This is a genomic window from Streptomyces axinellae (genome assembly GCF_039532135.1).
GTDB lineage: Bacteria > Actinomycetota > Actinomycetes > Streptomycetales > Streptomycetaceae > Streptomyces > Streptomyces axinellae.
This window is the reverse complement of the sequence record NZ_BAAARJ010000007.1, coordinates 268,026-286,009: the sequence shown is the minus strand read 5'-3', so window position 1 is coordinate 286,009 and position 17,984 is coordinate 268,026. Positions and strand designations below refer to the sequence as shown.

The 17,984-nt window shown below is 70.7% G+C and carries 10 protein-coding genes, 2 tRNA genes and 1 pseudogene; 3 read left to right on the top strand and 10 right to left on the bottom strand.

Annotated features, from left to right (window positions below):
- Positions 1 to 47: 47 nt before the first annotated feature.
- The 6 genes from ABD339_RS13120 to ABD339_RS13095 form a co-directional block, all read right to left on the bottom strand.
- Positions 48 to 941, bottom strand: a complete 894-nt coding sequence (locus ABD339_RS13120; protein WP_344565485.1) for a TetR/AcrR family transcriptional regulator — start codon at positions 939 to 941, stop codon at positions 48 to 50.
- Positions 942 to 1,323: 382 nt separating this feature from the next.
- Complete coding sequence (locus ABD339_RS13115; RefSeq protein ID WP_344565483.1) at positions 1,324 to 2,163, bottom strand: response regulator transcription factor; 840 nt, start codon at positions 2,161 to 2,163, stop codon at positions 1,324 to 1,326.
- Between the two features lie 135 nt (positions 2,164 to 2,298).
- Positions 2,299 to 3,639 (bottom strand): scabin-related ADP-ribosyltransferase, encoded by a 1,341-nt coding sequence (locus tag ABD339_RS13110; protein ID WP_344565481.1) that lies wholly within the window; start codon positions 3,637 to 3,639, stop codon positions 2,299 to 2,301.
- A 233-nt stretch (positions 3,640 to 3,872) separates the two neighbouring features.
- Positions 3,873 to 4,331 (bottom strand): UbiA prenyltransferase family protein, encoded by a 459-nt coding sequence (locus tag ABD339_RS13105; RefSeq protein WP_344565479.1) that lies wholly within the window; start codon positions 4,329 to 4,331, stop codon positions 3,873 to 3,875.
- Between the two features lie 967 nt (positions 4,332 to 5,298).
- Complete coding sequence (locus ABD339_RS13100) at positions 5,299 to 5,769, bottom strand: NUDIX domain-containing protein (protein WP_344565477.1); 471 nt, start codon at positions 5,767 to 5,769, stop codon at positions 5,299 to 5,301.
- An 11-nt stretch (positions 5,770 to 5,780) separates the two neighbouring features.
- A complete protein-coding gene (locus tag ABD339_RS13095; RefSeq protein WP_344565475.1) occupies positions 5,781 to 6,515 on the bottom strand; it encodes an XRE family transcriptional regulator in 735 nt (244 codons plus the stop codon).
- A 104-nt stretch (positions 6,516 to 6,619) separates the two neighbouring features.
- On the opposite strand from ABD339_RS13095, the gene ABD339_RS13090 reads away from it, so the two are divergent.
- Positions 6,620 to 7,036, top strand: a complete 417-nt coding sequence (locus ABD339_RS13090) for a DUF6415 family natural product biosynthesis protein (protein WP_344565473.1) — start codon at positions 6,620 to 6,622, stop codon at positions 7,034 to 7,036.
- A 902-nt stretch (positions 7,037 to 7,938) separates the two neighbouring features.
- Here ABD339_RS13090 and ABD339_RS13085 read toward each other — a convergent pair.
- Both ABD339_RS13085 and ABD339_RS13080 read right to left on the bottom strand, forming a co-directional pair.
- Positions 7,939 to 8,011: transfer RNA gene (locus tag ABD339_RS13085), tRNA-Arg, on the bottom strand.
- A gap of 291 nt (positions 8,012 to 8,302) precedes the next feature.
- Positions 8,303 to 8,392 (bottom strand) — tRNA-Ser (locus ABD339_RS13080).
- 449 nt (positions 8,393 to 8,841) lie between these two features.
- On the opposite strand from ABD339_RS13080, the gene ABD339_RS13075 reads away from it, so the two are divergent.
- Together ABD339_RS13075 and ABD339_RS13070 are read left to right on the top strand one after the other, a co-directional pair.
- On the top strand, positions 8,842 to 9,354 hold the full coding sequence (locus ABD339_RS13075) for an SSI family serine proteinase inhibitor (RefSeq protein WP_344565471.1): 513 nt from the start codon (positions 8,842 to 8,844) through the stop codon (positions 9,352 to 9,354).
- Positions 9,355 to 9,691: 337 nt separating this feature from the next.
- The gene (locus ABD339_RS13070) at positions 9,692 to 14,986 is read left to right on the top strand and encodes a hybrid sensor histidine kinase/response regulator (protein WP_344565469.1); all 5,295 of its coding nucleotides are present in this window, start codon (positions 9,692 to 9,694) and stop codon (positions 14,984 to 14,986) included.
- A 221-nt stretch (positions 14,987 to 15,207) separates the two neighbouring features.
- Here the strand turns inward: ABD339_RS13070 and ABD339_RS13065 are convergent, their stop codons facing one another.
- Both ABD339_RS13065 and ABD339_RS13060 read right to left on the bottom strand, forming a co-directional pair.
- A complete protein-coding gene (locus tag ABD339_RS13065) occupies positions 15,208 to 16,863 on the bottom strand; it encodes a long-chain fatty acid--CoA ligase (protein ID WP_344565468.1) in 1,656 nt (551 codons plus the stop codon).
- 427 nt (positions 16,864 to 17,290) lie between these two features.
- A pseudogene (locus ABD339_RS13060) lies at positions 17,291 to 17,860 on the bottom strand (SigE family RNA polymerase sigma factor); the annotation flags it as partial.
- Positions 17,861 to 17,984: the final 124 nt, after the last annotated feature.

Sequence of the window (17,984 nt, the reverse complement as noted above, 5' to 3'; positions counted from 1 at the left end):
TGCGTCGGTGCGGCCGCGGCCCGGGTGAACGGTGCGGCGCGGCGGCCTCAGCCGTCGCCGGGCGCCGACTGAGCGGGAATCACCGGCGCGGGGCGGTCCTTCGGGACCGCCCCGCGTTCTGTGTGCACGGGGGCGTCGGCCCCCTCCCTGTCCGAGGCGCCGTCCGTATCCGAGGCGGCGGTGCTCGCAGCTGCGGTGGCGGCGCTCGCGGCACGCGCCATGGCTTCGATGCCGACGATCACACATTCGAGCGCGACGCCGAAATCCCGCTGCTCCAGGGGGCGTACGGCCTCTCCGCCCGCCGCGTACTCGGGCCGCCGCTCCAGCGTGTCCCGCAGCGCGTGGAGACAGTCCTCCGAGCTGACGCCCGCCTCTCCACAACGGCTGAGCCAACTCGCCTCGACCGCCGCGTGCCCGTAGACGAACGAGAACAGCGAGGTGAGCGCCCCGTCCGCCTGTTCCCCGGGCAGTCCGGAGCGCAGCAGGACGCGGCGCACCCCCAGTTGGAAGGCAGTCGCGCTCGGACCGACGTTCAGGAAACTGCCGAGCATGCCCGAGGCCCAGGGGTGCCGCTTCAGCAGCCCGCGCAGCGCCGTCGCGGACTGCCGCACCTGCTCACGCCAGTCCGCGCCTTCGGCCGCCGCGTCCGGGACGTCCAGCTCGCCCTCCACCGCGTCCAGGGCGAGTTCGAGCAGATCGTCTTTGCGGTCCACGTACCAGTACACCGACATCGCCGTGACGCCCAGCTCCGCGGCCAGTCGGCGCATGGAGAACCCGGCCGGCCCCTCGGCGTCCAGCAGCCGTACCGCCGCAGCGGTGATCTTGGCCCGGTCAAGGCCCTCCGTATGCCCCGCCCCGAGCGCTCTGCGGCGCGCCCCCGGCCGCTCCTCCAGCCACACGCTGGTCCTGCGCATCCGGCTCGTGCGGCTGCCGTCGCTCATGCACGCGCTCCTTCGGGAGCCAGCCGGCTCGTTGAGCCGGAGAGAAGGCGGAAAGAGGGAAACGGAAAAGAGGGGGGACAGGAAGACGTGAAGCGGAGGGGCGAACGAACGGGTCGGGCGAACGAACGGATCAGACGAACGAACGGGTCGGGCGAACGGATCAGGCAGGCAGCCAGATTGGGCAGACAGGTCGGGCGGGCAGATCGGGCAGACAGATTGAGCGGGCAGATCGGGGCGAACGGCCGGTGCGGACCGGTCCGTTACCCCCTCGATGCTAATCCGTATCCGGCGCCCCGGCTGCGCGCTCGCCCGTACGGCTCCGGCACTCGAACGCGCGACCGCCGTCAACCCGCCGCCCCGGCTCCCACGTTCACCCCCGCGTTCACCCCCGCGCCCGCACACGACCACCCCGCCGCTGCCGCTGCCGCCGGCCGGACTGACCCGGCTGGACGGGCTGGACGGGCTGGACGGGCTGGACGGGCTGGACGGGCTCGGCGGGCTCGGCGGGACGTAGGACGTACCCCTCGCCGCGCCGGGTGTGAATCATCGGCGCACGCCCCGCGTCGAGTTTCCGCCGCAGGTAGGAGATGTACAGCTCGACGACGTTGGCCTGTCCGCCGAAGTCGCTGTTCCAGACCCGGCTGAGGATCTGCGCCTTGCTGAGCACCCTGCGCGGATTGCGCATCAGATAGCGCAGCAGCTCGAACTCGGTGGCCGTCAGCCGGATGCCCTCGCCGCCACGGGAGACCACCCGGCTCTCCTCGTCCAGCTCCAGGTCCCCGACGACGAGCAACGCCTCGGCCTGCGGCGGCCGTTCGCGCGGCGCACCCTCCCGCCGCAGCAAGGCCCGCAGCCCCGCGACCACCTCGTCCACCCCGAACGGCTCGGCCACCCAGGCATCCCCCGCGGCGCGCACCCCCGGCATCGGCCCCTCATCCGCGCTCGCGCCCGCGGCCCGCCCGGCAAGGAACAGCGCCGGCACCTCCGGCACCTCCCGCCGCACCAGTACCGCCGCGAACCCTTCCGCCCCGGACGACACGTCCAGCACGAGCGCATCCGGCCGCCACTCCCGCACACACCGCATCGCGCTGAGCATCTCACTCTCCGTCCTGACGGCCCACCCCTCGTACCGGAGGGCCATGCGCACCAGTTCGGTCCGTGACGGCTCCTCGTTCACCACAAGCACCCGCGGTGCTCTCTCGGCCCTTGCTCGACTGTCCATCCACCCACAGTCGGCCGAGCCCGTGAGAGAAGCCTTGCGGGTGCCTGTGAATACGCTGAGAAACTGCGCCCGCCTGCCCTGGCACCCTCCCCCGTGGTTGTCTTGCGGCCCGTCCGACGGCCGGGACGAAAGTGCCTACTTCCTGCGCTTCCGACTCGCGCTTCCGGGAGCCCCGAGCTGATTCTGGGAGCCCGGGGCCGGCTGAGCGTATCGAGTCGCACCGCCCGGACCCGTTGCCCCTTGGTTCTGCCGATCGCTCAGCTCCTGAGATGCCCGGCGCTTCGCCTGCGAGGGAAGGTGCGTACGAGCACCCTGAGCGACGAACTGCTGAAGAGCGGCAGCCCCCTGAAGCGGCTGGGCAGCGGCCGGTTGCGAAGGATGAGCGACCTGCGGGGTGTCCGTCAGGCCCGGCCCGGCCACCGGTGCCTGAGCTCGGCTCTGGCCCTGGGTCCTTTGTGGCTCGGACTGCTGCGAGGCGCTCAGCCTCGCCGCCCTGGCATAGAAGTCCGCTGTCGCAGGCGGCGGCTGGGGTGGCGAGCTGCCCCACGACGGGGCACGGAGGTCCGCCCAGTCCCGGGAGAGCCGCTGGGCCTCACCTCGATGGGTCGCCCACCACTCGGCGTACGACCTGAGGTTGCCGTCCAGGGCCGCGTGTTCGGTGTGCCGGCCGGATCTCAGGTGCCATTCGGCGTACTGCTGACGGAACACGTCGTATTCGGATGCCTGCCCGTTCCGGGCGAACTGGGCGGCTTCTCTGACGCGCTCCCAAGCCGTCTCCCGGTCCAGTTGCGCCTGTGCGGCCCGCGTCTCCGGCGAGGCACGCGGGTTGTTCATAGAACCGATCAACCGGCCGTTCGGATTGAGCTCATCGGGTTTGCTGAACGCGTCGACGCTTCCGAGAAATTCGGGGCGCATCCCCTTCCAGAAGACAACTTCCTGCTGATTCCGATAGGCCACCTCGGGAAGAGAGGCCATGATGTCGATTCCACCGCGGACGTTCGGGGCGCAGTACCGATACGTTTCAACTTCGTCGAGCCATACGGGTTTGGCAGCCGCTGGATCTTTGTCGCGGGTAAAGCTGACCAGCGCCGTGTCTCGGTGATTGTTCTGATAGTACTGGAGGCTGCTGGGTACCAGATTGTTCTTGTTCCGGAGACCAACCTCGAATACGATCTCGGGCCCGCGGGATTCCCAGCGGTACAGCGGCAATTCGTCCAGCCGATAGACGAATTCGTTGTCGCCCGACGGCCCGCTATTGGCCACCCGGATGTCTTGAGGATTTATCCCGTACTTTGAGTCGCCGTAGCCCACCGCCTCAATCCGGGCCCGCCCGCTCATCCGGCCGGGGAAGGCTTCCAGCGCCTCTTGGACCTGCTCAGGATGGTTGTCCCATCCCTCGTACGAACCCTCCATGCTGTCGGCTTCCGAACCGAAGCCTTCGGCGTCGGAGTAGTCAGCCCGCTCCTGGCTGTCCATCTGAGAGTTGCCTCCCTCTCGCGATCAAGCACCCTGCAACGGAGGGGTTCCTCACGGATCCGGCCCGCTTTCCCGGCATGCTTCCCCTTCAGCAACGAACCCGCGATCCATTCAGTTCACCGGGCACTCGCGACCGGGCCACCGAACGCTTCGGCGCCATCGCCCACCAGGCGATCACGCCAACACCCGGTCTGGCGGACGCTCCATGCCGGCGCATCCCCGGTGTTTCGCTCTCACCGGTCCATCTCAGCGCTGCTGTGGCGCAGTTCGCGACGATCAGCGCCCCATGCGCCGAGCCGGTGAATGTGCCCGCAGCGCCTGCTCGCGAGCGCCGCGTCACCGCTCTTCCTGTAGTCGCGTACCTGTCCGACCCGCAGGGCGACCACGGGCAGCAGCGCCGGCATGAACCACCACGGGGACGAGGAAAGGCCGATGACCCCGGTGGTGAGCAGCAGTTCGGCTGCGATGAGGACGGCGAGGAAAGCCCGGTTACGGGCCGGAGTCGCCCAGGTGGCCAAGGTGCGGCGGCCGACAGCCCGGTCACCGACCGCGTCGGCCGTGTTCGCGAACCCGTCGATCAGCCCATGCCATACGCCGACCAGCAGCGCTTGCAGCAACAAGAAAGGAGTGGGCGGGGCGCTGTCCGACAGAGTGAAGGCCGCCAGGGTCAGGACGATGGAGAAGTACGCCATGAGCGCCTTCCCCATGCCGCGGCGGCTCAGCCGCAGCCCTCAGGAGTACTGCGGGGCCACGCCCGCCAGGACGGCGACAAGGATGACGGCCCACGGGGGACGCTGAGCGGCGGTGGCCACGGCCGCGCCCCGGAAAAGCAAACCGGCCGCCCAGCCGCGGACGCGAATCCCAGCGCCTGACTGCGGGTCAGTTCTCCGCTTTGGAGAGGCTTGCGCGACACCTTGCGCAGCCCCACCCCTGCCTGGTAGTTGGCGGCATCACTGCCGTCGCGGTGTCCGCGCACGTCGTCGAGCGCCGCGGCGGCAGTGAACACTCCCGCCGTGCCGAGCGTGATCAGCGTGACGACGAGCGTTGAGCCGGCCGACAGCCGGGACTCAGACGGCAGGGTGGACCAGCCGCAAGGATCGGCAGGAGAAACAGATCGAGGGAATCGGCCTTGGCCAGCCGTAGGTAGGCACCGGGCCGAGCACTGCGAGAGGCGGCAGGGACAAGTGCGGCATCCATCGAGAGGTCACAGCTCCAGAAACATCGGGCGCGCCTCTCCATTTCCGGCGCCCCATGCGGCCCTCAGCTTCCCGGCCACTCAACCGACTGTTTCCTTGACCCCAACGAAGCATCGGACGCGAGGCAACGGAATTCTCGGACCGGACCCCGGCCACCACTCCCACGCCGCCGGACCACTTCTCCCGGCCCGGTGGACCCACCGCGCACGCTCGCACCCCGCGACACCTGTCGCACACAGCACTGCTGAACCGCCCGACGAAAGAGGCCCCCGGGTTATCCCGGGGGCCTCTCACCTGCTGCGCGCTCGGCAGGATTCGAACCTGCAACCTTCTGATCCGTAGATTCGGGCAGGTGCCTGGTGAAGGCTGCGACCACTTCCCCACATGGTGCGTGCGGTGAGGCCCTGGCAGGTGCTGTGTGTCGCCGTTGACGTCAGCGCTGATGTCACTGCGAGGGGGACGATCAGCCCAGGTAGGGCCGCTCGCGGCGCTCCAAGTAGTGACCGATCCTGAGCCGCTGTGTGTGGTGCATGGGCAGCTGGTCAATCTCCCCCAGCTCGACAAACCGCAGTTCCGTTGACTCGTCCGAGATTGCGAGTTGTCCGCCGACCACTCGGGCGGTGAAGCAGACATTGAACTGCCTGCGCACCTCACCGTCCGTGTACGCGATGACGTGGCGGGGGTCGGTGTATGTACCCACGAGACCGGTGATCTCCACGTCCAGGCCGGTCTCCTCCTTCACCTCCCGGACGGCCGTCCCCGGCAACGAGTCGGTCATCTCCATGCCACCACCGGGCAGCGCCCACAGATCATTGTCCCGTCGGCGCTGAAGGAGAATGCGGCCTTCGCCGTCGGTGACCACAGCGGACGCGGCAACTACCAAGCTGTTCGGCTCAGGAGCTGCCGGGTCGTCGTAGTACTCGGTCCGTGCCATGGTCACCCATTTCATGCTGGCCTCGCGGTCTCCCACACGGCATTGAAGCTGTCGGCGTACGTGTCGAACATGCCGCCCTTGCCGCTGCGCCGAAGATGCCATACGGGAGCCGCAAAGGCGTTCACGCCCCAGACATGGGCATTGACCAATGCTTGGTCGTCGGCTCGATAGATCGAGTTGTAGAGCGTGGTGGCGTGTGTCCGTACCTCGATGCCGGCTACCCCGACGAGGGACCGGTAGTGCATGAGGGCCAAGCGACAGCGGGACTCGATCCCGTGGCCGAACCTCTCCTCTTCTCCTCGCTGCCGGATGTTCTCACTCTCCGAATCACCGACCGCGATACGAACCGCGCAACCCTCGGCGGCTCGCTCTCGCAGCAGATCGTTGAGGCGCGGGTACGCCTCATGCAGGAAGACGGCGGCATACACCAGCACGTCGATGTGCTCGCGAGCCGGTTTCAGCATGTCCACGATGGCGGATACCGGGACGTCCGCCCGCTGGTCGTACAGCGCCACCAGTTCCGGACTGACGGCGCGGGCAGGTCGTGCTTGGCGGAGAGCTGGCCAAAGAGCGTGCACGTCTTCTCCTAGCGTCTCAGCAGCCGCAACAGCGGTGGCCCGGCGCGGAGTACGTCCAAGGTTGACCCAGCGCTCTACGGACTTGGGATCGACTTCGACCGTGTCCGCGAGGGTCGCGTACGTCCAGCCTCCGGCCGCCATCGCGGCACGCAGCCTTTCGTTCGGCATGTGAGTCTCTCCTTGGGTCCGGGGACGGCGCTAGGGACGTTCTACCTGATGCGGGACGTCCCGAAGTGGGGTTTGTCGGAGGTTCCTACGTCCCAGGGAATTGCGTGACGCTCCTGTTCATGGGCACCGAGAGGACGACGAGACTCCGCACGGACGTCAACACCGAGGACGTCAAAGCCACGATCAGCGCAGCCTTGGCGGAGCGATCGGCGTTGCCGCGGTACGAAGAGGTCTGCTGCTTGCGCGAGGCCCTGGTGGGGCACATCACGGTGCTGATGCCCTTGGCGGCAAAGCAGATCGATGGGCTATGGCACGGCTCCCTTGAGTGGTACCGGAAGCGTTCCACGCTGAGCACGATCCCGTACCAGGTGGCCGAAGGGCTTGGGCCGGGGCTGCTGACCGCGACCCGCCGTGTGCAGCGCCTGGGCTACACGCTGCGGTTTCTCTACGAGAACTCCGGGCTGGCGGAGCCGGAGGAAGAGAGCGCGGACGTGAACTCTCCTTCCCGTACCGATAGCTGAACGGCACTACGCCGAACAACCGCATACGAAACCGGACCACCCTCAGTCCTTGGCGGGAGAAGGGTGGTCCGGCGGAGAGTCCCAGTTCAGGACCCTGGTGCCGATGGTACCGGGGCGCTCGTCGTGCTCTCACGCACTGCCTCGGGATGGCTGAACAGAGCGAGTGGAGAGGACTTGAACGGGTGCGCGCCACCACTGGGACGAAGCGTCAAGACGAAAATGGCATGCGCCGTCGAACGAATGCCATTGATACCGCAGTTGAGGAAAATCAGCCACGACGGCGGGATAGATATCCGGACACCTGCACGTGGGTCCCTCAACCGCCCACTGTGCTCAGCCACGCTGCGAGGCTTCTGATCTTTGAGCCGCAGACGCCTCCGCGCAGCCCCAGCCGGCCATCTGGCGATGGCGGGACCGGTTCGCAGACCGCGATGAGACCCGGGCGCCGCTCCACGGACCTGGTCGGCATTTCATGCCTGGCAGTACACGGCCGGTGGGCCGCGTGCCCCTGGTCGTGTTGGTGCTGTCGCGCGCTCGCTGGTCGATCCAGTCGGGCGGAGCACGATGTTCGGATTTCTTTGCGGCGTGCGTGGGTTGCTGTTCCGGGCTGCGCGCTGAGCGGTCCGGGGTCGCCGTGAGCGGGGCGGAGACAGGAGCGTGCGGCGGCCACGGGCCGCCAGCGCGCGCGGCCCGCGACAGCGGGCCGCCTTGACACCCAGCGATCAGCTTTCGACCGCGTCGGGGACGCCCTGCGCGACATCAACGAGGGTGAGGACGAGGACGGTCCAAGCGGCGCTCCCGCCGCGATCTGATCGCCCTCTCGGACGGTTGATGTCAGCGTTGATGTCAACGCCAACGCCAGAGGCCCCTTCCCATCCCGGGAAGGGGCCTCTCACCTGCTGCGCGCTCGGCAGGATTCGAACCTGCAACCTTCTGATCCGTAGTCAGATGCTCTATCCGTTAAGCTACGAGCGCTTGCGTTCCGGTGACTTTCGTGCCGGTCGGCGTTGCGGGAACAACATTACATGACCTGCGACGCGAGGCGAAATCCAATCCGCACAGGTGTCCTGACCTGCACAAACGCGCCTTTGGGACCCCGTGATACCGAGCGGAGGCCCTGCACGGCCACGGCCCTGGGGCATGGGGCAGGCAGCGGGACGGGTGGCGCCGGCTGGCGGTGGCGTGCGTCAGGGCGGGGGCAAGACCCGGCGAACGACAGAAGCCCCGGCCGGGGGCCGGGGCTTCGGCGATCTTGTGGATCGAAAGCGGAGGCTCCGGGATTTGAACCCGGGATGGGGGATCACCCCAAACCGCATTAGCAGTGCGGCGCCATAGACCAGACTAGGCGAAGCCTCCAGACACACTCAGCCTCTCCCCGAAGGGCGGCGAGGTGCGTGCTGATGATGGCACAGCCCGTGGGGCTGTCTCCAATCGGGTCCTACCGTACTCGGTCCCCGCACCGCCGGGCAAAGCGTTAGCCGGATGACGTGGAGGGGCGGATGACGTGGAACGGAAGGAGCGCGGGAGGCCCCGGCCCCGGGCCCTGCCGGCCCCCCGGCCGCCGGGCTCGGCGGGCCCAGTGGGGTCCGGCGGGGCGAATGTGGCCAATCCTGTGCGCAACGGCGGGGCACGACGGGCGTTAGGGAGACGAAGGGCCGGCTGCGCCCGGCCTCTCACTCAAAAGGACTCGGCCCCGTCAACCCGGAGCGGTCCAGCGCCCACGCGGGAACCACTCGCGTACCAGCACGGGCACGCCCCGATCAGCGGCGCCGCGGCCCGCACCCTCGCGATCACCTGGAGCACGCATGGCACGCCGTACCGTCACCGTCCTCGCCGCCGCAGCCATCTCTCTCCTCGCTCTCGTGGGCCCGGCGGGCGCCGCCGCCTCCAGCGGCGCGGGGCCCCGTGACGGCGTCCGCGCGGTGAGCGCCCAGGACGCGGTGGGCGCTCAGGACTCGCAGGTCACCTCGGGCGCCCCGAAGGCCAGGGACCGGCTCGTCTTCACGGTCGCCGGCAGCGGCAGCGCCGCGCACGACGGCTCGTACACCATCCGTTGCCGGCCCTCCGGTGGCGACCGTGCCGGTCTCGACGCTGCGCGTGCGTGTGCGGCGCTGGAGCGGGCGACCTCCGGGGGCAAGGATCCGTTCAAGCCAGTGCCCTCGGATGCCGTCTGCACGATGATCCACGGCGGGCCCGCCACGGCTCATGTCACCGGAACCTGGCACGGGCGCAAGGTCGATGCCCGCTTCAAGCGGATCAACGGCTGTGAGATCGAGCGCTGGAACAGTCTCGTCCCCGCACTTCCCAAGACCGCGTAAGGCCCGTTATGTCCGTACGCAATGACCGGGTTGACCCTCACCCCAAGCCGCCGTAAGCCGTACATCGGAGTACAAGCCGGAGTACAAGAGGGCATGTGCCGGAACATGCGGCCACGTGTGCGGGCGTCGGTGCCGCTCCGCCACGGGCTTCCGTACCGGCCCCGTACCGGCTCGCGCGCATCCGCCGCCGCGCGCACCATCGCTGCCCGTAGACTCCCCCCTAGTGACGCGCCCGGGGCGAACGGCAGACTGGCAGTCGTGGCCCGACCGGACCAACAAGGAAGAAACGGGCGGATGGTCACGAGCACCGTGAGGTCAGCAGGGAGGAAATGTCGCCGTGAGCAGCAGGCCATCCCGAGGCGCTGCTCGCCTCGCCGCCATACTCGACGCCCTGCCCGACGCGCTGCTCCTGGTGAACTGCAACGGCACGGTGGTGAACGCCAACACCATCGCGCTGGAAGCCTTCGAGACGCCGGGGACGGCTCTTGTCGGCCGTGGCCTGCTCGACCTGCTCCCCGAGTTCGACTCGAAGCGGATCCCCGGGTCGATGCGCCGCCCCGACGAGGCCGCCGCCCAGGCGCAGGAGCGTCAGAAGCCGACCCGGATGGTCGCGCGGCGCACGGACGGCAGCGAGTTCCCGGTCGAGGTGACCAGCGCGAACCTTGAGGACGGACGCACGCCCTACGCTTCCGCGTTCGAGGCGGCGTTCGCCGACCACGGCGGCAGCGGGCACAGCGGATATACCGGCGACGAGCTGCTGATGCTCGTCGTACGCGACCTCACCGGCACCCTCGACACCGAGGCCGAACTGGCGCGCCAGCAGCGGCAGACCGAGATGATCCTGCGCGCCGCCTCGGAAGGCGTGGTCGGCGTCGATGCCGGGGGCAATGTCGTCCTTGTCAACCCGGCAGCCGCCCAGATACTGGGATACCGCGCGAGCGACCTGGGCGGGCAGCAGCTCCACCCCCTCATTCACCACTCGCGCCCCGATGGCAGCCCGCTCCCCTACGAGGAGACGCCGCTCGCCGACACCCTCCGCTCGGGCCGCAAGCACCGGATGCGCGTGGGGCAGGTGCTGTGGGCGAAGGACGGGCGCGCGGTGCCGGTCGATATGACGACGGCGCCGGTACGGGACGGCGAACAACTGGTCGGCGCGGTGCTGACCTTCGCCGACCGGCGCCCCTACGACGAGGTTTCGGCGCGCCAGTCGCAGCTGCGCGCCGTGCTGGAAGAGTCGCTGCGCGAGCCGCTGGAGCAGTTGCACGGTGAACTGGCGCAGCTCGCCTCCGACCCGGCAGGACAGCTGTGGCCCGAGGCGAACCAGATCCTCCACAGTCTGTCCGCCGGTTACGCCCGGATGATGACGCTCGTCGACAACGTCCTCAGCTATCAGCGGCTGGATTCCGGAAAGGAACGGCTCAGCTGCGAGTCGGTGCCGATGGACGCGGTGGTCTCCGCCGGCGTCGAGGGCGCCATCGAACTGATCGGGCCGGGCCGGGCGCAGTTCGCCGTGCACGCTCCGCCGATAGAAGCGGAAGTGGATCCGGAACGGCTCGCGGTCGCGCTGGCCCACCTCATCGCCGATGTGGCGGGCGTGGACGCGACAGGCCGCACGCCGACCGCGCCGCCGCCGGGTGTCGATCCGACGATCGTGGTCGCCGCAGCGCAGCGGGGGGAGGTTGTCCGCATCGAGGTACGCGGCCCGTACGGCGGCGGCAGCCCCGTGCACGAGCCGCTGGTGCGCGGCATCGTCACCCGGCACGGCGGCGTCCTGCAGACCCACCAGGTGCCGGGGGCGGCCGGCGGCAGCGCGTATGTGCTGGAGGTGCCGGTCGTCGCGGCGCAGGGGAACGCGTCCCGTTCGGGGCGGCCCCGGGCGCGGGCCCGTGCGCAGGTGACGGGCCCCGGCGCGGGGACGGGTGCGGGTGCCGGTACGGGTTCCGACGGGGATACCGGCGGCGGTTCCGGTTCCGGTACTGGGGGTGGCGGGGGGAGTCACGCCCGGGGGCGCGGGCCCGGCAGCACGGGCGGCCGGGGGCGTGGTCGTACTCGTGGGGCCGTTGGTGCGGGTGGTTCCGGTGGCCCTAGTGGTTCCAGCGGTGTTGGCGGTCTCGGTGGCGGCAGTGAGGGCCGGGCTGTCGGTGAAGAGGGCCTCGCGGGGCCCGGCTTCCAGACGGTGCGCGGGACGGACCCGGGGGAGACGACGGTGATGCCCGCTCCGGCAGCCCCCGCACGCGGTACGGCGGGGCAGTCGCCGCACGTTAGGGCGGGGCAGGTGCCGCATGGTGCGGCGGGGCAGGTGTGGGGCCCGGAGCACGACCGGGGGGAGGGCCCAGCTTCTGGACCGGGGGCTGGGTCTGGACCCGGGGCTGGGTCTGGACCTGGTCCTGACGCCGGAGCCGGAGCCGGAGCCGTTGATCGGCCCGGACGTGAGCTGGAGGCGGCAAGTTCCTCGGGCCGGGACAGCGAGTCAGACAGGAGCGGAACCGGAAGCGGAACCGGAGGTGCCGTCGTCCCCGATGGCGGGAGCGGCGCCCCCGCCGGGGCGGGAAACGCGCTTGAGCTGGCTCCCGCGCCGACACCGGACCCCCGACAGGGGCCCACGGGGCTCGGCCAGGTGCCGGACCCCCGGCAGAGCCGTGAGCTGGGGCCGGGGCCGAGCGCGGGGGCAGGCGCTGGTGTTGGCGGTAACGATGTCGGCGGTACTGGCACTGGTGGTGCTGGTGTTGGCGGTACTGGCGTCGGTGGTGTTGGCGCCGGCGGCGGGATTCCGGCTGGGCAGGTGGAGGCCGGGCCGGTCGTACCTGGTCAGGGCCAGCCCGCGCATGACACCCTCGGCCCGGGACAGCACGGACCGGGACAGCACGGACCGGGTCGGACCGCCGGGGATCAGCCGGTCCTGAACGGGCCTGTCCCGGACGAGCCGCAGAGCGGGCCCGAGTTGGGGCCCGGGGGCGGTTCAGCGGGCGAGTCCCAGGTGCCCCCGTCAAGCTTCGACGGGGACGGCTCGGCGCAGCCTCCCGCGCGAGGAGTCCAACTCCCGGCACAGGAGCATTCGCAGACCCCACAGCCCTCGCAGCCCTCTCAGGCCGCGCGGCCCTCGCGTGGTGAGGGCTTCGAGGCCGTCGGCCTTCGCCGGCCCACCGGTCGGCGGCGAGGCCGGCCGAGCCCTGTGGAAGAGCAGCAAGGACAACACGGGCCGTACGGACCCTACGAGCAACAGGAACAGCACGTACAGGCATCCGGTGCGGGTGAGGGCACCCGGGAATCGGCAACCGGAACCTCGGCTGGGGCCGGGGCAGACGCCGGAGCCGGAGCCGGAGCCGGAGCCGCGATTGAGCTTGAGGCCGGATCCGGGTCCGGGTCGGGGTCCGGGAGTGGGCCGTTCGCGCTGCCGCCCGCCGGTAGCGGCAGTGTGCCCGTGCCCGCACAGGGCTCGGGACGGCGTGCCCGGAGGATGTTGGCCGACCCGGCCGAGGCCCGCACAGAGGTGGCACCCGAGGCGCACGGTGCGGGTGAGGCCATCGAGGCGGGGAGCGGAACGGTCTCGCCGCACGAGATGTCCGAGTCCCGCCCGTCGTACGGAACCGACGTCGGTGAAGGGGAGCAGGGCCCGGGCCCGGTCTCCAACGAGCTGGAGCTGCCCGCCGCCAGCGGCGGCGGCGGGCGCAGGGCCCGGCGCATTGCCGCAGCGCGTGCGCGGGCGCAGGCCGAAGCGGAAGCGCAGCAGGGGCCGCAGCACGCGCCGTTCGCGCTGCCGCCCGTGGCGCCTGCGGCCGAGGAGGAGTCAGTGCCGGGACCGCTGCCCGCCCCGGGGCCGCCACCAGGACCTGGCCTGGCGGCCGGTGCCGAGGCTGGTTCCGGGGGCGGAGCCGGAGCCGGGCCGGGAGAGTCGGATGCCGCCGCTTCGTACGAGTACGGCCTGAACGGAGTGAGCGCCTCCGCACCCTCCCCCGGGCCGAACGCTCCCGTTCCGGGCCCGGATCCGGGCCCCGGTTCCGGTTCCGGTTCCGGTTCCGCGGAAGAGCGGAACCAGCGGGAGCAGGCTCAGGGCGGGGCCCGGCCGGAGGGCGAGCCCGAGCCCGGGCGCCGGACCGATCACTCGGTGGTCGCGGCGAGTCCGATCCTGGGCGGAGCGTATCCACAGCACCAACCGCCCCCACAGTCACAACAGTCTCAGCAATCCCAGAGCGCGCCGATGCCGGAGCACGGCCAGCACGGCCAGAGTGGTCCGGGCGGCGTCGGCCCGTACGGCACCGAGCAGGGCCCGCTTGTCAGGACGCTGGGCCAGGGGATGCCGTTCTCCGAACGCGTGGCCGAACAAGCTGCGCACCAGTGGCACGGACAGCCTCTCGGTACGTCCTCGCCCGCTTCGGCCATACCGTCCACCCCCTCCACGCCGCCCGCGCCCCCCGGTTCCGGCCGACGGCGGAAGCTGGCGACTCCGCAGGAGCGGCAGGAAGAGGCCGCGCCGGGAGCGGGGCAGGAACAGGCCGGGCCTGCGGGACAAGGACAAGCCGAGTCCGCCGCCGCTCGGCCGCAGCCCGGCGCACAGCCGACGGGCCGGCCCCGGAACCGGCCCGCGCAGCAAGGCGGAACCCAGCTTCCGGCGGTTCCCGGGCAGAACCCGTCCGGCGCCGGACCACTGCCGGGCCCCATGCCCCAGCCGCGCCCCCAGTCACCACCTCAGCCCCAGCCACAACCGCAGCCGCAGCCGTCGTCCCGTCCGCAGGACGGCACGGAGAGCGGCGGCGGGCACGGCAACGGTCCGCAGCAGTACGCGGTCGGCGCCTCCGTCGGGCCTTCGCTCGCCGAGGGGCCGGAGCCGCTGGACGGGCCCGACAGCCCGGTCGAGGTCTCCGACGGGCGCGGGCTGAGCATGCCCGCGTATGCCAGGGACGACGAGCTGCCGCCGGAGCCGCTCGACAATCCGCGCCGTCTGCTCGTGTGGCCGGAGCCGGACGTCTCCACCCAGCAGGCGCTCTCCGAGCGCGGCTACCGTCCCGTCCTCGTGCACTCGCGCGAGGAGGTCGATGCCCAGATCGCGGCCTATCCCGCCGCGCTCTTCGTCGATCCGCTGACCGGCCCGATCACCAGGACGGCGCTCCAGTCGCTGCGCACGGCGGCGGTCGCGGCCGAGGTGCCGGTGCTGGTGACGGCCGGCCTGGGACAGGCGACGCGCGAGGCCGCCTACGGCGCCGACCCTGCCGTGCTGCTCAAGGCGCTGGCGCCGCGCGACAGTGAGCAGCATCCGCCCAGGGTCCTGCTGGTCGAGGAGAACCACGCCATCGCGGGAGCCTTCGCTGCGACGCTGGAGCGGCGCGGCATGCAGGTCGCGCATGCGCCGACGGACGCCGAAGCCGTGAACGTCGCCGCGCAGACCAGGCCCAACCTCGTGGTGATGGACCTGATGCAGGTGCGGCGCCGCCGCGCGGGCATCATCGACTGGCTGCGGGTCAACGGTCTGCTGAACCGCACCCCGTTCGTCGTCTACACCTCCGCCGACATGGATCCGGGGGAGCTGCACCGGCTGGCCTCCGGAGAGACGGTGCTCTTCTTGGCGGAGCGCTCCACCAGCGCCGAGGTCCAGTCCAGGATCGTCGACCTGCTGACGAAAATAGGCGCCAACTGACGTCGGCCCGTACTCCCTGGTGGCCGTACCGCGTCGGGAGTACGGCCCCGCTCCCGCAGGAGTACGGCCACTGCCCCGACGAGTGCGGCCACTGCCCCGACGAGTGCGGCGCCCCTGGGAGCACGCGAGGATCCGGGAGTCGGCACTGCGCTCGGGCGCGCCGGGGGGCGGTGAGGGCAGGCGGGGTCGGACCGGGCCGGGCGGGGCGGGGCGGGGCGGGTTCAGCCGAGTCTCGTCACCTCCAGCTCTCCGGCCGCGTACTGCGCACGCAGCACCTTCTTGTCGAACTTCCCGACGCTGGTCTTCGGCACCGCCTCCACCGACGCCCAGCGCTCGGGCAGCTGCCAGCGGGCGACGGTCTTGCCGAGGAAGCCGCACAACTCCTCGTAGCCGACCGGCTCCTCGCCCTCCTTCGGGACGACGACGGCGAGGGGACGTTCGCCCCACTTCTCGTCCGGTACCGCCACGACAGCCGCCTCCAGGACGGACTCGTGGGCCATCAGGGCGTTCTCCAGCTCTACTGAGGAGATCCACTCGCCGCCGGATTTGATGACGTCCTTGGCGCGGTCGGTGAGCGTGAGGTAGCCCTCGGGGGTGATGACGCCGACATCGCCGGTGCGCAGCCAGCCGTCGGGGCTGAACTTGTCCTCGGGGCGCAGGGGTTCTTCGCCCGCTCCCCCGAAGTAGGCGGCGGCGATCCACGGCCCGCGCACCTCCAGCTCACCGGCCGAGGTGCCGTCCCACGGTGCGAAGCCGCCGTCCGGAGCGGCCAGCCGTGCCTCGACGCCTGCGGGGAAGCGGCCCTGGGAGATGCGGTAGGGCCACTCCTCTTCGGCGGTGAGGCCGCCCGGTGGGTGGGCGACCGTGCCCAGGGGTGAGGTCTCCGTCATGCCCCAGGCGTGGCAGACGCGGACGCCGTGCAGCTCGTCGAATGCCTCGATCATGGCGGGCGGGCAGGCGGAGCCGCCGATGGTGACGGTCCGCAGGCTGGAGATGTCGCGTGGCCGTTCGGCGAGTTCGGCCAGCAGGCCCTGCCAGATGACGGGCACCGCCGCGGAGTGGGTGGGACGCTCGGCGGCGATCATGTCCGCGAGGGGGCCGGGCTGGAGGAAGCGGTCGGGCATCAGCAGGTTCACTCCGGTCATGAACGCCGCGTGGGGCAGCCCCCAGGCGTTCACATGAAACATGGGCACTACGGGCAGCGTGGTGTCGCCCGAGGTCAGGCCCATGGACTCGGTCATGTTGACCTGCATGGAGTGCAGGTAGACGGAGCGGTGCGAGAAGACGACGCCCTTGGGGTCGCCGGTCGTGCCGGAGGTGTAGCACATGGCGGCGGCCGAACGCTCGTCCACCTCGGGCCAGTCGTAGCTGGTGGGGCGGTCCGCCAGCAGCTGGTCGTAGTCGTGCACCCGAGCGGCGCAGCCCTCCAGGACGGATGCGTCGCCGGGTCCGACGACGACGATGTGCTCGACGGGGGCGAGGCGTGGCAGCAGCCCGGCGAGCAGGGGGAGGAGGGTGCCGTCCACCAGGATGACGCGGTCTGCGGCGTGATTGACGATCCACACCAGCTGTTCAGGGGGCAGCCGCAGGTTGAGGGTGTGCAGCACGGCGCCCATGGAGGGGATGGCGAAGTACGCGTCAACGTGCTGGTGGTTGTTCCACATCAGCGTCGCGACACGGTCGTCCGGCCGGACTCCGAGTTCGTCGCGGAGAGCGTGCGCCAGCTGAGCCGCGCGCGCTCCGGTCTCGTGGAAGGTCGTGCGGTGCGGCTCCCCCTCGCCGGCCCAGGTGGTGATCCGGGAGGTGCCGTGGACTCTCGTTCCGTGGCGGAGGATGCGCGAGATGGTCAGCGGTACGTCCTGCATCGTGCTCTGCACCGGGGCCTCCCGAAGATACGGCGGATTCGGTGGGTTCGATGGGTAGGGCGGTTCGACGGAACGGGGCGTCGCGCACGGTATTACGCGCGAGTACGGGCTCGGTTCCGCGGAAGCCTGCCACCGACCGCACGGTATGTCACGGGGTCGTGCGGAGATCGGCCGATCGGGAGGGGTTCAGGAATCAGGCCGCTACCGGCTCCTGCTTCCGGGTGCCTTCTCCTCCGAATCCCGCGTACTCCCCGTACTCCCCGTACTCCCCGTGGTAGCCGAACTCCCCGTGCTTCCCGTATCCCTGCTGGCCCATGTGACCGGGCCGGCCCACCGGGCTCCGTCGTCCCTGGTGGCTCTCGCGCTGCGCGGGACCGCTGCGTCTGCGAAGACCGGTGGAGCCGGTGCTGTCGCTCTGGGTGCCGCCGAGCACATCCGAGGCGAGCTGTGCGTCCTCGCGGAGCTTCGCCAGGGCGCGGGACACCGCGCTCTTGACCGTGCCGACCGAGACCCCCAGCACCTCGGCCGTCTGTATCTCGCTCAGGTCTTCGTAGTAGCGCAGCACCACCATGGCGCGCTGGCGGGCGGGCAGTTTGAGCACGGCGCGCCACATGGCGTCCCGCATCGCCTGCTGCTCGGCGGGGTCGGGTGCGGGCAGCGGGTCGGGCTCCGGCAGCTCGTCGCAGGCGAACTCGTCCACCCTGCGGCGGCGCCACTGCGACGTGCGGGTGTTGACCAGCGCGCGACGGACATAGCCGTCCAGCGCGCGGTGGTCCTCGATCCGCTCCCAGGCCAGGTACGTCTTGGTGAGCGCCGTCTGGAGCAGGTCCTCGGCGTCGCTCGGGTTGGCGGTCAGGGAGCGGGCGGTGCGCAGCAGCACGGGGCCGCGGGCGCGTACGTAGGAGCTGAAGGTGAGCGGTGATCCCCCGGAGCCTGGCGGCACCGCAGGGGACCCCGCGGTCGTCGAAACGGTGGTCCGGGTGGTCCGAACTGTCCCAGGCGTGGTCATGGCTCAACGCTAGAAGTCGTGGGGTGCCCCCGGGATCGACCGGAGGTCCCGATGGGACGTCCGCCTCAGGGTGTAGGGGTGGTGCTGGCTACACCTCCTGAAGGTGGAGACGGTCCTCCAGGGG

Excerpts from the sequence above, each read along its gene's own strand:
- ABD339_RS13120 (WP_344565485.1), bottom strand. The coding sequence starts at position 941 with ATGAGCGACGGCAGCCGCACGAGCCGGATGCGCAGGACCAGCGTGTGG.
- ABD339_RS13115 (WP_344565483.1), bottom strand. The coding sequence starts at position 2,163 with ATGGACAGTCGAGCAAGGGCCGAGAGAGCACCGCGGGTGCTTGTGGTG.
- ABD339_RS13110 (WP_344565481.1), bottom strand. The coding sequence starts at position 3,639 with ATGGACAGCCAGGAGCGGGCTGACTACTCCGACGCCGAAGGCTTCGGT.
- ABD339_RS13105 (WP_344565479.1), bottom strand. The coding sequence starts at position 4,331 with ATGGCGTACTTCTCCATCGTCCTGACCCTGGCGGCCTTCACTCTGTCG.
- ABD339_RS13100 (WP_344565477.1), bottom strand. The coding sequence starts at position 5,769 with ATGGCACGGACCGAGTACTACGACGACCCGGCAGCTCCTGAGCCGAAC.
- ABD339_RS13095 (WP_344565475.1), bottom strand. The coding sequence starts at position 6,515 with ATGCCGAACGAAAGGCTGCGTGCCGCGATGGCGGCCGGAGGCTGGACG.
- ABD339_RS13075 (WP_344565471.1), top strand. The coding sequence starts at position 8,842 with ATGGCACGCCGTACCGTCACCGTCCTCGCCGCCGCAGCCATCTCTCTC.